The sequence below is a fragment of the Bowmanella pacifica genome (assembly GCF_014645355.1).
Taxonomy (GTDB): domain Bacteria; phylum Pseudomonadota; class Gammaproteobacteria; order Enterobacterales; family Alteromonadaceae; genus Bowmanella; species Bowmanella pacifica.
In genome coordinates, this window is sequence record NZ_BMLS01000001.1 from 658082 (window position 1) to 673829 (window position 15748).

Consider the following 15748-nt stretch of genomic DNA (forward strand, 5'->3'; position numbering starts at 1 on the left):
GCGCTTGCGCCCTTCATATAGCGAGACAAGATTATGGCAGGTTTTCAAACAGGTCCGGTGGCCGGTGGCCAGGTAAAAGGAGGACACTTCGCCTTTGCCTCCATGACCACTTTGTTTTTTATCTGGGGCTTTATCACCGCCCTAAACGATATTCTGATCCCACACCTTAAAGAAGTATTCTCTTTGAACTACACCCAGGCCATGCTGGTGCAGTTCTGCTTTTTTGGCGCGTACTTTATTGTGTCGCCCTTTGCCGGCATGCTGATTGAGAAAATCGGCTACCGCCGCGGCATTATTACCGGTCTTTGTACTATTGCTCTGGGCTGCGCCCTGTTTTATCCGGCAGCAGAAGTGAAAGTGTACGGTGTGTTTCTGCTGGCGCTGTTTGTGTTGGCAGCCGGTATCACGGTTTTGCAGGTGTCGGCTAACCCTTATGTAGCCATTCTGGGCCCCGAAAAAACCAGTGCCAGCCGTTTAAATCTGGCCCAAGCGGTCAATTCATTGGGTCATACATTGGGCCCTCTGTTCGGCACCGTGCTGATTTTTGGTGCCGCCAGCGCAGCCATCAGTGCTGATGCGGTCAAACTCCCTTACCTTATCCTGGCCGGTGCCACGCTGCTGGTCGCTTTGTTATTTAAAGCCATTAAGCTGCCGGATATCCACGCCGATCTTCACGAACAAGCCAAACCCAGCTGGTCAGAAGTACTGGGACATCGCCAGTTGATGTTCGGCGTGCTGGCTATCTTCTTGTATGTAGGGGCAGAAGTAGCCATAGGTAGCTTCTTGGTCAATTACTTTGCTGAAGGCCATATTGGTAATTTGAGCACCAAGCAAGCCGGCGCCATGGTTTCCTATTATTGGGGCGCCGCCATGATTGGTCGCTTTATCGGTGCCGCCCTGACCCGTATTGTTGCCCCAGTTTATGTGTTGGCAGGCAATGCCACCCTGGCTATCGGCCTTATCATCCTGTCCATCAACAGTGTGGGCGAGTTGGCCATGTGGTCTATTCTGGCTGTGGGCTTCTTTAACTCTATTATGTTCCCCACCATTTTCTCACTGGCCATTGGCGGCTTGGGACGTCTGACATCACGAGGTTCCGGCTTGCTGTGTATGGCCATAGTAGGTGGTGCCATTTTGCCATTGCTGCAAGGAATGGTGGCCGACCACAGCTCAGTGCAAATCAGCTTTATTGTGCCTATGTTCGCTTATCTGTATATCGGCTGGTACGCGCTCTACGGTGCCAGAGCGGTTCCTGAAATGAATACCGCAGAGGCGCAATCATGAAAAAAGTACTGTGTTTTGGCGAAGCCTTAATCGATTTTTTAAACGTGGGCACCACATGCCAGGGGCCCCTTACGCTTCCAGAATTTCGCCAATATCCAGGCGGCGCGCCGGCCAATGCGGCGGTCGCGGTAGCCCAACTGGGTGGCCAGGCGTGTTTTGCCGGTCAGGTGGGGCAAGATCCCTTTGGTGAATTTCTCGCCGATGCCTTGACCCAATACGGCGTAGATACTCGTTTCTTACTAAAACATCCAAAGGCAAAGACAGCACTGGCTTTTGTTTTGCTGGATGAAAATGGCGATCGCAGCTTCTCTTTTCATCGCCATCACACCGCCGACGTGGTGCTGGAAAAGCACCAAGTCAATGAGCAGTGGTTCAGTGGTGAGACTATTTTGCATATTTGCAGTAATACCCTGACCACTGAAGGGATTGCCGATTGCACCAAGCATATAGTGGCGTCTGCCCGCCAGGCGGGCAACCTCATTAGCTTTGATGTCAATCTGCGGCATAATTTATGGGCCAGTGGCCAGGCCGATCGCCAATTGGTCAATGCTTTGGTAGAACAAGCAAATCTGGTTAAATTTTCCCGCGATGAACTTGAGTACCTGGCCGAGGGCCAGACCGATGCTTACTTAAAACATTGCCTCAATGCCCGCTGCCAGTTGCTGCTGGTAACCGATGGTGCCAATCGCATTGACTACTACACGCCCAGCCACCAAGGTAGCATCCAACCTCCCAGCGTCAAAGCGGTGGACACCACAGCAGGCGGTGATGCCTTTATTGGTGGCGTGCTTTATGGTTTGAGCTGCCTTACTGACAATCAGAACATTTTTACCCAACCTACAGAACTTGAATCCCTGCTGTTGTTTGCCAGCCATTGCGGTGCCTATGCGGTTACCCAACCCGGCGCATTCCCGGCTTTGCCGGACCTTGCTAGCGTTCAAGCGCAATTACGCGCCCATGGGCACAGCCTGACAGCATTTAATCCCGCTTTATTCCGGAGCCAGGTATGAATTTCCTATCCCAAGATTTTCTTATTGCCCATTGCCAGAGCATTCTGGATTTCTATACCGACAAAGTGGTGGATACCAGTGGTGGCTATCATCAGAACTTCCTTGATGACGGTCGGCTGTTCGACACTCACTTTAAGCAGTTAGTCAGCAGCACCAGGATCATCGTTAATTATGCAACCGCCGGCATGTTGTTCGGCCGCCAGGACTACCTTGGCATTGCCCGTCACGGCCTCAACTATCTGGAAAAGGTGCACTTTCAGGCAGAGAGCCAGACCTATGCCTGGACCCTGGACAATCACCAACCTCTGGATATGACACAACAGGCTTATGGTTACGCCTTTGTATTGCTGGCCTATGCAGCGGCTCGCAAATCAGGATTGGTTAGCGACGACAGCAAGCTACTCATGGTTTACGACCTGCTGGAAACGCGTTTCTGGCAAGCAGAATACGGCTTGTATGCCGATGAAATCAGCGCCAGTGGCGAGCTTAGCGACTATCGTGGCCAGAACGCCAATATGCATCTATGTGAAGCCATGCTGGCGGCCTATGAAGCAACAGGTCTTAGCCAATTTTTGGAACGTGCTAAATTGCTTGCCCATAACATCGCAGTGCGCCAAGCTGACCTGACCGATGGTCTGGTATGGGAACACTACACGCCCAACTTTGAGCCTGACTGGGAATACAACAAAGAGGATCCGAAAAATCTTTACCGCCCCTGGGGCTTTCAGCCAGGTCATCAGACAGAATGGACTAAGCTGTTATTGATTTTGCATCGTCATGCCCCCCAGGACTGGCAGGTGCAACGCGCAAAATCGCTATTTGACCGTGCCTACCAGCAAGCCTGGGATGCGCAACAAGGTGGTCTGGTGTATGGTTTTGACCCGCAGGGTAACTGGTGTGACGACGACAAATATTTCTGGGTACAAGCAGAGAGCTTTGCCGCCGCGGCCATGCTTTATAAAGTGACCGGCGACGAAAAGTACCTGACACGATATCAGGCCCTGTGGCAATACAGCTGGGAGCATATGGTGGATCATCAATACGGCGCCTGGTTCAGAGTGCTCAGACGAGACAACAGTAAATACTCCAATCAGAAGAGCGCCGCCGGTGCCAAGTGTGACTATCACACCTTGGGTGCCTGCTTTGAAGTGCTGCGCGACTTAGGTCAAAGCACGCTGAAGTAAAACGCCGCCAACCGACAGTCAGCCCTAAGGGTGGGCTGTCGGTTTGACAAAAATGAGGATGTCATGAAGAAGATTGCCGTCTTACTGCTGATGACGCTATTAGCAGCTTGCAACACCCCCTCCCCCTCCAAGCACCAAAGTGCAGTTCCAAAGCTCGATCCACTGGACTATGTTGACCCATTCATTGGTACCGATGGCAAGGGCAAAACCTACCCAGGTGCTACGGTGCCCCATGGTATGGTGCAACTGAGTCCAGACAATGGCCGTACTGGCTGGGATTGGATAGCAGGCTATTTCTACCCGGACAATATCATTGCCGGATTCAGTCATACGCATTTATCCGGGACGGGTGCGGGTGACTTGTACGACATCTCCTTTATGCCATTAACCCGGCCCTATAAAAAGCGCAAAACAGAGGGTGGGCCTGAAGACGGCACTATTATCTCGCATTTCAGCCATGAACAAGAACAGGCCAGCCCTGGCTACTATCAGGTGTATTTGCAAGATTATGATATTAACGTTGAGTTAAGCGCCGGTGTGCGCAGCGGTATACAACGTTATCAATATCCCGAAGACACCAAGCAAGGTGTTATTCGTCTGGACTTAGACTACAGCCGTAACTGGGATAAAACCTTAGCCACCCATGTGGAAGTATTCGATCACTACAGTATTGGCGGCTACCGCCGTTCCACCGGCTGGGCTGAAGACCAACGGGTGTATTTTTACACCCGCTTTTCACGGCCTATTGCCAAACATTTGATTAAAGCGGACGGCCGCCCCCTAACAAAAGCTAAGGCCTTTGGCGAAGCCCTGAGCCTGGAAATGGACTTTGAATTGAACGGCGACACCTCGATTGTAGTCCATACCGCCATTAGTTCGGTCAGCATAGAGAACGCTAAAGCCAATCTGGACGCCGAGGTTCATCAATTGGATTTCGAGCGCACTAAGCTGGCTGCACAGCAAGCCTGGCAAGATGAACTTAGCAAAGTAACGGTGGCTGCTACCGCCGATAATCTTAAACAGTTCTATACAGCCATGTATCACGCCTCGCTGGCTCCACGGATTTTCTCTGATTTAAATGGCAGCTATAAGGGCCCGGATGGCCGCATTCAGCAAACCGGTAAATACCCCCGCTATGAGTTTTTCTCCTTATGGGATACCTTCCGCGCCCTGCATCCGTGGAAAACCATTATCGATCAGCGTCGTACCCGGGAAATGATGGACAGCATGATGGCCCACTATCATGTAGCTGGACGCCTGCCGGTGTGGATATTCCAAGGCAATGAAACGGATATGATGATGGGCTATCACTCGGTTCCCGTGTTGGTAGATGCCTATCTAAAAGGTCTGACCGACATCGATGGCGAGCAGTTATTAAGCGCCGTATTACAAAGTGCCGAACAGGACGAGTTTGGCCTGGCCAGCTACCAAAAGCTTGGCTATGTGCCCTTCCCCGAGCGCAAGTGGAACGTCGCGCTAACTCTGGAATACGCCTATGATGACTGGGCTATTGCCGTTCTGGCCAAAGCGCTGGGCAAAGAGGATATTTATCAGCGCTATGCCAAGCGGGCGCAAAACTACAAGCACCACTTTGACGGGCAAAGCGGTTTTATGCGGGCACTGGATGAACAAGGCCAATTCCGTGAACCCTTTGATCCTAATGCCTATCACCCAGAAGACTATTGTGAAGCCAATGCCTGGCAATACAGCTTCTTCGTGCCCCATGATGTGGATGGCATGATAAAACTGATGGGCGGACACCAAAAAGTCAGTGCCAAGCTGGATGAGATGTTCAACACAGTTCAGGATCTCGAGACCTTCCCAGAATGGATTTCAGGCTATATCGGCCAGTATGTGCATGGTAACGAACCCAGCCACCATGTGCCTTACCTGTATCAGTATCTTGGCGAAGGCCACAAGACCCAAAAGCTGGTTCGACAGATTATGCATGAGCTATACACCACCGCTCCTGACGGTCTGGCTGGCAACGAAGATGCCGGGCAAATGTCAGCCTGGTACCTATTTAGCGCCCTGGGCTTCTATCCGGTGGATCCGGTGTCTGGTGAATATGTGCTGGGCAGCCCCGAGGTGCAAAGCGCCGATATTCATCTGGAGAACGGTAAAGTGTTTAAAATCCGCACCGAGAATCAAGGACCGAAACAGGTTTATGTCAAGGCAGTCACCCTGAACGGTAAACCATTACAAGGTTTCCGCCTGCGCCATTCAGACATTTTGGCCGGCGGCGAACTGGTCTTTACTATGAGTGAAACGCCATGAAGACGTTATTGCTAAGTTTGTTACTGGTTAGTTCAAGCGCACTGGCTGGCAACAGTCAGTATGTAAATCCTTTTATCGGCACCTCAAACTTTGGCGCCACCCATCCGGGCGCACAATACCCTAATGCGTTAGCCTCGTTATCGCCGTTTAACGTGGCCTTTGGCGATGCCTTGAATAAGTTTGAAAAAGACGCCGCCTGGAATTCCAGGGTTTATATCCACGAAAATCGCTACCTCACTGGCTTTAGCCATTTAAATCTCAGCGGCGTAGGTTGCCCTGAGGCAGGAGTAATGCTGCTGATGCCTACCACCGGAAAGTTGAATTTGAACGCCAGGGAATACGGCAGCACCTACTCGGACGAACAGGCCAGCCCAGGGTATTACACCAGCCAGCTTGATAAGTATCAGGTGAAAGCCGAATTGACCAGCACACTGCGCACCGGGTTGAGTCGCTTTACCTTCCCGGCCGGCCAGTCACATATTTTACTGAATTTGGGCCTGGGCCTGACCAATGAAACCGGCGCTTCCTTAAAGGTGGTGTCAGAACGAGAAGTAGAAGGCAGCCGTATGCTCGGCACTTTTTGTTATAACCCTGAAGACGTGCGACCGGTTTATTTTGTGGCCCGCTTTAGTAAAGCTGCGGCTGAGTTTGGCGCCTGGAAGAAAATGCCCAAGTACCAAAATGTGGAAGCCGACTGGATCAGCTATAACGACAGCATCAAGCCCTATGCAGGTTATCGTCAGACCTTATCAGGCGATGATATTGGTGCCTGGTTTAGCTTTAATACCGAGGCCCACGAAGCCATAGAAGTTAAGCTGGGAATTTCTTTTGTCAGCATAGAAAACGCGCGCGCTAACCTTGACGCCGAGCAGCCTGGCTTTGATTTTGCCAAAACTCGCCAGGCCGCGGTCAATGCCTGGGATAAGCTGCTGGATAGGGTTGAAGTTGAAGGCACAGAGACCAACAAGACCCTCTTTTATACGGCGCTTTACCACAGCCTTATCCATCCCAATATTTTGCAAGACGTCAATGGCGACTATCCATTAATGGGCCAACAAGGCGTGGGAAACAGCAAGCAAAATCGCTATACCATCTATTCGCTATGGGATACTAATCGCAATCTACATCCCTTGCTAAGCCTGCTTTACCCCGAGCTGCAAAGCGATATGCTCAATTCAGCCGTCGCCATGGCCAAAGAGAGTGGCTGGCTGCCTAAGTGGGAGCTGTACGGCATGGAAACCCAGGTCATGGTCGGCGACCCGGCCACCCCAATGCTTGCCGACAGCTACCTGCGCGGTATTCGCGACTTTGATATACAAAGTGCCTATCAAGCCATGATAAGGGCCGCAGAACAACGCCAGCACAACCTACTCAGACCCGAAAACAACGACTACCTGGATTTAGGTTATGTGCCGGTTGACGATGAAGGCCCCTATGACGGTAGCGTATCCACCAGCCTGGAATATTACCTGGCTGATTTTAATCTGTCTCAACTGGCCGGCGCCCTGGGCAAAACCGCAGACCAGCAGAAATACCTCAGCCGCGCTATGAACTACCGTAAATTGTTTGATGCCAGCACAGGTATGCTTCGCCCCAAAAATCGCCAGGGGCAATGGCTAACACCTTATGATCCAGAGCTAGGTCGAAACTTTGAGCCGGCCCCTGGATATATTGAGGGTAACGCCTGGAATTATCGCTTTTATGTACCCCATGACACGCCGGGACTGATTAACTTACTGGGTGGCGAAAGCGCCTTTGTGCAGGAGTTGGACGCCACCTTTGAGACCGGCAACTTTGATATGGCCAACGAACCGGATATCACCTACCCCTTTCTCTACAACTACGTAGCGGGACAAAGCGCACGCACATCCCTGCGCGCCAGTGAGCTGATTGCCAGTCACTATGGCAACCATCCTGCCGGTCTACCCGGTAATGACGATACCGGCACGATGTCGGCCTGGTTAGCCTTTGCCATGATGGGGATTTATCCGGTCAGCCCCGGCTTAATGGATTATGCGCTATTTAATCCAAGCTTTGACAAAGTGACCTTAAAGTTAAATCAGGACTACTACCCAGGTAAAACCCTGGTGATAGAAAAAGGCAAACCTAAAGCGCGTTCAGACACCCAGGCTGAGTTTAACCAGGGTCCATTAGCACGGCCATTTTTAAGTCATCAGTCATTGGTTCAGGGTGGCCACCTGATTATCCAGTAGATAGACGTTATTCAGGGGAAAGGCGCAAGAGCTGCGCTTTTGCCCTGCAGTTTTACCGCCTTTGCTAAGGAGCCAGGTCAATGTACCAAGCCGCTGTTCTATTGTTGTTTTTGCTTTGTCTACCTTGCGCTGCCACGCCACTAATGGTGGAAAGCGTTAATCTGCGTTATGACAATCCAGCAGATGGAGAAAACGCCTGGATACAGCGTAGAGCCATGGTCACACAGCACCTACAAACGCAGCGACCGGATCTTGTCGGCCTGCAGGAAGTATTGGCCCATCAATGGCAATGGCTGGGACAACAACTACCAGAATACGGGCAGTTCGGTGTGGGCCGGGATGATGGCAAACAAGCTGGGGAATTTGTCCCTGTGCTCTATCGTCTCGACCGGCTGGAATTAAAAAAGAATGGATATTTTTGGTTATCGGAAACGCCGGATAAGGTCGGTTCTATAGGCCCTGGGGCTCACTTACCCCGCGTTACCAGTTGGGCAGTGTTTTTTGATAAGCAAAGCCAGAAGCGCTTTTGCTTTTTTAACACCCATTTTAGCCATGTCAGTGACCTCGCCCGGCAACATGCGGCAACATTGCTGCTGGCGCAAATCAGCAACCGCTGTGAGGGCTTACCGGTAGTTATCACCGGAGATTTTAATGCCAGCCCTTCTGATGCCACTTACCAACTACTTACTGAAAGGCTTAGCGATACCGCCGATAAGTTAGCTCCGGCCACTTTCAACGGCTTTGGTAAGACAAAATCGGCTGCGCGAATTGACTATATTTTTACCGATAAGGCTATCGGCAGTTCACAGTATCAAACCCATCAAATTATAAAGGACGGGGTGTATATTTCCGACCACTACCCTATTTCGGCAAAGCTGATATTCTAAGTGCTCAACCACCACCAAGGCGTCGGATTACATCAAGAGAATCAAAATCTTAGATAGGTGGCGGTAGCTATTACCCCCTTCGTGTCCTTCGTGTTAATTTGAATTTTGTTTTCTCACCTCGAAGATCAGAAGAACACGAAGGGTGGGTAATCATCTCTTAAATCATCCACTTGCTTGTAGCAAAGAGAGTGATATCAATCAAAGAGAGAGTCTGGGATAGCGGTGTCACTAAAAATGACACCCCATAGGCTAACCAGGCTTAACAAGCACCAAGCAAAGGCAAATGCTTGCGTTTGTGATAGGTCAGAGCAAGGTGAAAACAATGCTTGATGGCGGCCTCAGGAAGGGAGCGACGAACAGGTAGCAGTAATGCCCGGTTTCCCTCAAATTCAAAGGTTTGCGGGTACAATTCACGAAATGTTTCCACCAATAGGGTTTGGCAGTGGAAATACAATTGAATCATCTCTGGACGACGAGCTTTCCAGTCTATTCTCACCGGGCTGCCGCCTTTTATCGAATAACTGGGCTCTCCCCATTTCAACGATTCGCTGACAGGATTTAACCCTTCCTCCGCCGCGATGTCATACAGCCATTGGCGCAACAGAGAAAAGACTGGCTTTACTTCTGCCGGGTAGCTATCGATTGTTATCTGCACATCAGCATTCATTATAAATCCCTCTAAAAACGTCTAGTTAGCTTCCAACATCCTGTAGTTCAGACACAAAAACATACTTATCGCCCCGATAGACCGAGCGGGTATATTCCACCGCTGAGCCGTCGCTGAGATAGGTCTGGCGCTCAATACGCAGCACCTCGCTGCCTTCTTTCACCGTCAGCAGCCCGGCCTCAATTGGCGAGGCTAGCGACGCGCGCAGTTTTTGCGTGCCTTGCTTAGGGTGCTTACCATACTCACGCAGGGCTTGATAAAGGGAGTCGCCTACCACATCAGGAGAAGGCAAAGCAGATTCCGGGATCACCGCATGCTCTATGGCCAGAGGCTCGCCATCGGACAAACGCAAGCGGCTGAAACGCATCACGGCATCACCTTCATTCAACCCCAGATGCTTGGCTTCATCTTCGGTAGCTTTGGCGCAACTTTTCACCAACCAAACCGAACTTGGGGATTCCCCCCGGCTTTTTGCGTCAGCACTAAAACCGGTCAGTCGTTGACCGGATTGCTCCCGACCAGGCGCGATAAAAGTCCCGGCGCCCTGGCGGCGCACCAGTAAGCCTTCCTCAATCAATTGCTCCAACGCCTTACGAATGGTCACCCTTGAGGTACCGGTAATCTCCATCAGCTCACGCTCAGAGGGTAAGGCCTGACCGCTTTTCACCACCTCATCGGTAATCAGCTGACGTATATGAGTGGCCAACTGGCGGTACAGTGGTGTGGCATCATGCAGGTTAGGAGTCAATTGTTTTGGAAAAGCGTGCATCACTGCGAACCTTGTTTTGAACACCGTCGAACTCCGTCGACAGCGCTGTGAATAGCGTTAATGCCAGTTACAAGCTGGCAGCCTGATGTAACAGAATATCTATTTTCAAAATGCAGTCTACTGTACAAATAAAAAAGGCGGCGACTAACGCCGCCGCCTGTCAATAGAGGTTATGGACGGTAACGAACCGACAAACCAAAGGAACGACCGATCACATCGTAGTCACTTACGGTGCCAAACAGGTTAGCGGCACCTTTAGGCATAGGTGGCTCTTTGTCGAACAGGTTGTCTACACCAAAGGTCAGTTGCAGCTCATCAGATACTTCCCAGGACGCGGCCAGGTCAATATAGTTCTGCGCAGAAATAGTGTCTGTCGCATCCAGAGCATTGACAACATCACCAATACGGCGCCAGCTTAGCTGTACATTGACCTCGTCGATAAACAGATCAATGGCGGCGCGGTGGCGATAATCGGCCTGCAAAATACTGGCAAAGTCACCGGTACAGGCAGTACCAAAGGTACCTTTACAGTCACGGGCCGCAACCGTAGCGTTGTCCTGACGCTTCTGCTCGGTAACAACATTACCCTGATAGCTGATTTGCAGGGTTTCACCGAAGCCAAGCACGGAGTCGAAACGGTAACGGGCACCGATATCAATACCGGCTTGCTTCAATGTTGCCAGGTTCAAATCGTTAACCAGCGTCTGACTGATAAGACCGGTATTAGGGTCGCGCAGTACCGCACCACACAATGGATTATCGGCAACCGGATTATCGATGTAGCAGTTGGTCAGGGCAGCGATAGGCTGAATCTGGCTGACCGCATCTGAAATTTCGATGTCGTAGTAATCCAGCGTCAGGTCAAAGCCGTCGATGTAATCTGGGGTATATACCAAGCCTACAGTGTAGGTTTCGGCTTCTTCCGGACGAATATTCGGGTTACCGCCAAAGGTATAAATGGCCTGTGACGTATCAAAGGCAGTACCAGGTGCCGCAGCGCCAAAACGCGCACATTGTTCAGCATTGCCACGGCCATCTAAACAAGGATCACCGTCAAAGCGACCGCCCAGACGAGGCACAAACTGTGAGCTGTTAGGGTCGAACAAGGCCAGAGACAGTGCAGTCTCAGGGCCGGCGAACTCACCCAGATTTGGCGCGCGAATAGCGGTCTGGCGAGTAGCGCGCAAACGCACATCATCATTGATAGTCCAGCTCAAACCCAACTTATTGGTGTTGGCAGAATCGGTGTTGGAGTAATCGGAGGTGCGATAAGCCCCTTCCAGATTCAGCTCTTGCACAAAAGGCAGATCAACCAGTACCGGAACTAATACCTCGGCATAAAACTCTTTGGAGTCAAACTCAGCGTCCATATCGAAGATACCGCCCAAACCATAAGCGGTGCCACTGCGAAGTGCACTACCAGCAGTCTGGATACCATGCTCTTTACGATACTCATAACCTACCGCATAGCTAAGCGGGCCGGCAGGCAGCTCGAATAATCCCAGGGTATCGCCGGAGAAGGTCAACGCCACAATGCTTTGCTCACGCTGACGGTCAGAATGAACCACCGGGCTGCTTAGGCTGCTCAGGTCGGTATTGGGATTGAAAATATCCACGGAATTGGCAATGGCGGCAAAACGGCTGTTACCGCCCGCATCAAAGCGCACACCGTTGTTATACACTGTGGCCTTTCCATCGGTACGGCCGTACTGACCGTACAGATCCCAAGCGATGTTATCGGTAATATCGCCACGCAAACCTACCTGGAATTGCAACGTATTGCGGGTGGTTTTGGTGTGCTGCATACCCAAGCCCAGATTACGCTCCACATTCACCAGCGCTTCGCCATTGGCATCGAAGGTCAACAGGTCACGGAACTGGTCAGTGATAAAGGCATTATCGGCACTGATACGCACTTGTTCATTCACCGCAACCGGCGTCTGACCGGTAGAGCCGGCGCCTGTGACACGCACTTGGGTAAACATAGCGCGGCCATAAGCTTCTACACTGTCGGCCAGATCATAATTGAAGAACACCCCAGCACTTAAACGCTTAAGGGGTTGAATCAGGAAACGCTCGGCTGTGACATCTGTGGTTTGACGGGTGGCAGAAAAATTACCCGCATCATCAAAAGCAAAGAAATTGCCGCTGGCGATATCGGTGAAGTTGCCCCCCTGGCTAGCAACCAGCGTCTTAGTGGCAGACGTGAAGTCACGCTCACCGGCCAACAGTTCCTCACGCTCTGAGTAGCCCAGGTAGCCGGTCACATGGCCGCGACCATCATTGATGTCGCCACCAAAAATCGCATCCATATTGAATTGCTCACCGCCGCCACTTGGCATCTCGTAGCTGCTGGACAGTTCCAGACCTTCGTACTGATCGTCCATAATGAAGTTCACCACACCGGCTACCGCATCGGCACCGTAAATGGCTGCCGCACCGCCAGTCAGCACGTCTACACGCTTAATCAGCCCGGCTGGAATACTGTTCAGGTCAACCGAGTTACGGAAACTAAAGGGCGTCGCTCGGGTACCGTTGATCAATACCAAAGTACGGTTTTGCCCAAGGCCACGCAGATCCAGGGTCGATGAACCCAACGAGTCGCCTACGGTCGCACCAGTACTGTTAGCACCACCCGCAGCCTGAGGCAGCTTGACGGTGATATCTTCAACTGTGACCGCGCGGTCCAGTTGCAGCTGAGTTTTTTCGATGGAAGCCACAGGGCTGGTAGCAGTCAGCTCACTACGCGCGATACGCGACCCTGTAACCTGGATAACTTCAGCACTGGTTTCAGCACTTTCCTGAGCCTGAGCAGTGGCCAGTAAGCCAAATTGTGAAACGAGTGCGGTGGTAGCGGTACAGGCCAGTAGCCTGGTAATTTTGTTCTTCTTCATTTAACGTCCTATGCAATTATGACAATGGTATTAAATTGGTATTAAAAAATTTTGATACATCAGATACCATTAGTCAAACCAAAGACCCGCGAACTTTCGGCCCCGACACCAGGGTACGCCGCGTAAACCCTGATCAATTGGGTTTACAACTTGGTGGACTCTTGTGTATAAGCGAGTCAGAAAGTTAAGCGTACAAAATTAATACCACTTCCCAGCAGGAGGCCTGCCATGCATCGCCATATCGAGACACTTCAACAACTTTCCAGCAAAACAGAACGCTTGATTATCGGCCTGATGAGCGGCACCTCTTTGGATGGCTTGGACGTGGCGCTGTGTAAAATTCACGGCGACGGCCTGCAAAGCAAGGTTGAACTGCTGGAGTTCACCACAGTAGAGTATGACGATACATACCGACGTCTGATTCGCGATATCTTTTCTAAGCGTGATGTCGACTTACAGCAGGTCTGTTTACTCAACCCCTGGATAGGGACCCTGCATGGTGAAATGATTCTCGAGTGTCTGAAAAACTGGCAGTGCCAGCCTGAAGATATCGACTTGATTGCCAGCCACGGGCAAACCATCTTCCATGCGCCTCAATCCCTGCATGGCGTGGCAGACATGCCCAATGCCACCTTACAAATCGGTGACGGCGATCATCTGGCGGTCAAAACCGGTATCATCACCATCAGCGATTTCCGTCAAAAGCATATTGCCGCTGGCGGAGAAGGCGCGCCACTGGCGGTGTATGGGGATTTTCTGGTCTTTGCCGACCGCACCGAGAATCGCGTAATGCTGAATATGGGCGGTATTGCCAACTTTACCTTTCTACCGGCCAGTCTCGACGCACAGGCGGTATTCAGCACAGACGTAGGTACAGGTAACACCCTGATGGATGCTTACGTACAAAAGTACTTTGCGCCTAAAACCTATGATGCAGATGCGGCCATTGCCCGCGCCGGTCAGGTAAACCAGGCTCTGCTCAGCGCCTTAAAAGCCCATGACTTTTTTGTTCAGGGTTTCCCAAAAACCACCGGGCCAGAGCTGTTTAATCTGGACTATCTTGCCCGTGCCCAAACAGCCAGCCAGACACAGCAGCTCAGTCATGAAGATGTGATGGCCACCCTGAATCGCTTTTCTGCCGATATGATTGTGGACGCCCTAAACCGCTGTGCGGGGGCATTGGGAGAGTACCACTTGTATGGCAGCGGCGGCGGGGTACACAATCCGCTTTTGATGGACAATATCCGCAGCCAGTTACCGCAGGTCTCAGTGCACTCCACCAACGATCTGGGCATCAACCCCGATGCCAAAGAAGCCGTGCTGTTTGCCCTGCTGGCCAACGAATGTGTGGCCGGCGGCAAGGCTCAGTTTGGTAACGCCAGAGAGGGGATCCCCAGCGTCACTATGGGTAAAATTAGCTTTCCGGATTAATCTGCCTGGCTATCCGGCCTGCTACAAGCTAACGCGGCTGCCATCTAATAAGCCGCGATAGCGCTTACCGTTTTCAATCAGCAGTATTTCACCGCTTTCGCCGTTCTTAATGCCGCTGTCGATGGCTATCACCTTACCATCGTAAAAGCTGGATACCTGTTCTTGTGTAGTATGCCCCACCACTATGCTATTCACGCCAAAGTGGCTACGCAAAAGGTCGATGTCTTCGTCGCTGGCCTTAGGGAAACGAAAATAGCCACGGTACCAGATAGGCCCATTGGTCTTATGCAGATAACGGGTAAAGCCTTCCCTGGGGTTGTTTTTGTCTTCCACTAGCTGGCCGGAGAACACCTGATTGATTTCAGTCAGAGTACGTCCTTCTTTAGCGAGTTCAGGATGTAAGCCGCCGTGCAAAAACAGCATATCCCCAACTTTGACCAGCACATTGCGCGTGCGCAGCCACTGCCCCAGCACAGTATCTTCGCCGTATAAGGCAGGAAATGATTTATTCAGCACCTTAGCAACTTTTTCGTACTTATCATTGAGGTAACGAAGGTCGCCATTCAGTACCATGACTTCATGATTCCCCAGCAAGAAGTGCAACTTGCCTCCCGCAGTGTGCGCCTGGTGCTGTAACTGGTAGATAAGCCAAAGCGCTTCAGTCTGGCGGGGCCCGCGGTCAAAAATATCCCCGGTAATCACCAACTGCCCTTGACCAAACTGCCAGTTACCCTGCGCATCAATAATCTTGTGTACCTTAAGTAAGGTTTTAAACAGCCCAAACTGTCCATGGATATCACTGATGGCAGCCAGCTTCAGTGGCTTTTCTTCATGCACCAGCGCCGGGCGCTCCGCCTCAGTTGGATACAACTGTGCGTGCAGCCCACAATCCTCAATATTGACAACCTGTTGAGCTACCACAAGTGCCTGCGATCTCGCTTTGCCCGCACACACCCACCATGCTTGCCAGTTTGGCTGGCCGGTAAACACATAGGGGCCATCGTCCAGCGAGTCAGCCCTAACAGCCAATGATGCCAGTACCAATCCGAATAAAATTAATATCTTATGCATGCGCCTCTTAAACCACATAGGGCCTCGCTTTATCTATCAGCGGGTAAAAATAAAACGGGCG

At 51.4% G+C, this 15748-nt stretch carries 11 protein-coding genes; 7 read left to right on the plus strand and 4 right to left on the minus strand.

What is annotated here, in order from left to right; translation table 11 throughout:
* The first annotated feature begins 33 nt into the window (after positions 1-33).
* The 6 genes from IEX02_RS02605 to IEX02_RS02630 all read left to right on the plus strand — a co-directional run bounded on the left by IEX02_RS02605 (position 34) and on the right by IEX02_RS02630 (position 8855).
* Positions 34-1284: a sugar MFS transporter gene (locus IEX02_RS02605; RefSeq protein WP_229702003.1), complete on the plus strand. Its 1251-nt coding sequence runs from the start codon at positions 34-36 to the stop codon at positions 1282-1284.
* Positions 1281-2294, plus strand: a complete 1014-nt coding sequence (locus IEX02_RS02610) for a carbohydrate kinase family protein (protein WP_188689862.1) — start codon at positions 1281-1283, stop codon at positions 2292-2294. The genes IEX02_RS02605 and IEX02_RS02610 overlap by 4 nt, the downstream gene beginning before the upstream one ends.
* Positions 2291-3478: an AGE family epimerase/isomerase gene (locus IEX02_RS02615; RefSeq protein WP_188689865.1), complete on the plus strand. Its 1188-nt coding sequence runs from the start codon at positions 2291-2293 to the stop codon at positions 3476-3478. Before IEX02_RS02610 ends, IEX02_RS02615 begins: the two co-directional genes overlap by 4 nt.
* Positions 3479-3541: 63 nt before the next feature.
* On the plus strand, positions 3542-5755 hold the full coding sequence (locus tag IEX02_RS02620; RefSeq protein WP_188689868.1) for a GH92 family glycosyl hydrolase: 2214 nt from the start codon (positions 3542-3544) through the stop codon (positions 5753-5755).
* Positions 5752-7968: a GH92 family glycosyl hydrolase gene (locus IEX02_RS02625; protein ID WP_188689870.1), complete on the plus strand. Its 2217-nt coding sequence runs from the start codon at positions 5752-5754 to the stop codon at positions 7966-7968. The genes IEX02_RS02620 and IEX02_RS02625 overlap by 4 nt, the downstream gene beginning before the upstream one ends.
* A gap of 80 nt (positions 7969-8048) precedes the next feature.
* Entirely contained in the window at positions 8049-8855 is an 807-nt protein-coding gene (locus IEX02_RS02630; RefSeq protein WP_188689873.1) for an endonuclease/exonuclease/phosphatase family protein, read from the plus strand.
* Between the two features lie 259 nt (positions 8856-9114).
* On the opposite strand, the gene IEX02_RS02635 is transcribed toward IEX02_RS02630, so the two are convergent.
* The 3 genes from IEX02_RS02635 to IEX02_RS02645 form a co-directional block, all read right to left on the minus strand.
* Entirely contained in the window at positions 9115-9522 is a 408-nt protein-coding gene (locus tag IEX02_RS02635) for a DUF1801 domain-containing protein (protein ID WP_188689876.1), read from the minus strand.
* Between the two features lie 25 nt (positions 9523-9547).
* Complete coding sequence (locus tag IEX02_RS02640) at positions 9548-10291, minus strand: GntR family transcriptional regulator (RefSeq protein ID WP_188689879.1); 744 nt, start codon at positions 10289-10291, stop codon at positions 9548-9550.
* Positions 10292-10461: 170 nt separating this feature from the next.
* Positions 10462-13185 (minus strand): TonB-dependent receptor domain-containing protein, encoded by a 2724-nt coding sequence (locus tag IEX02_RS02645; RefSeq protein WP_188689881.1) that lies wholly within the window; start codon positions 13183-13185, stop codon positions 10462-10464.
* Between the two features lie 228 nt (positions 13186-13413).
* Here IEX02_RS02645 and IEX02_RS02650 point away from each other — a divergent pair, with 228 nt between their 5' ends.
* Positions 13414-14616 carry an anhydro-N-acetylmuramic acid kinase gene (locus tag IEX02_RS02650; protein ID WP_188689884.1) on the plus strand — a complete coding sequence of 401 codons (1203 nt, stop codon included), beginning with the start codon at positions 13414-13416 and terminating at the stop codon, positions 14614-14616.
* Positions 14617-14637: 21 nt separating this feature from the next.
* Here IEX02_RS02650 and IEX02_RS02655 read toward each other — a convergent pair whose 3' ends face one another.
* Positions 14638-15687 carry a metallophosphoesterase gene (locus IEX02_RS02655; protein ID WP_188689887.1) on the minus strand — a complete coding sequence of 350 codons (1050 nt, stop codon included), beginning with the start codon at positions 15685-15687 and terminating at the stop codon, positions 14638-14640.
* Between the last annotated feature and the right edge of the window lie 61 nt (positions 15688-15748).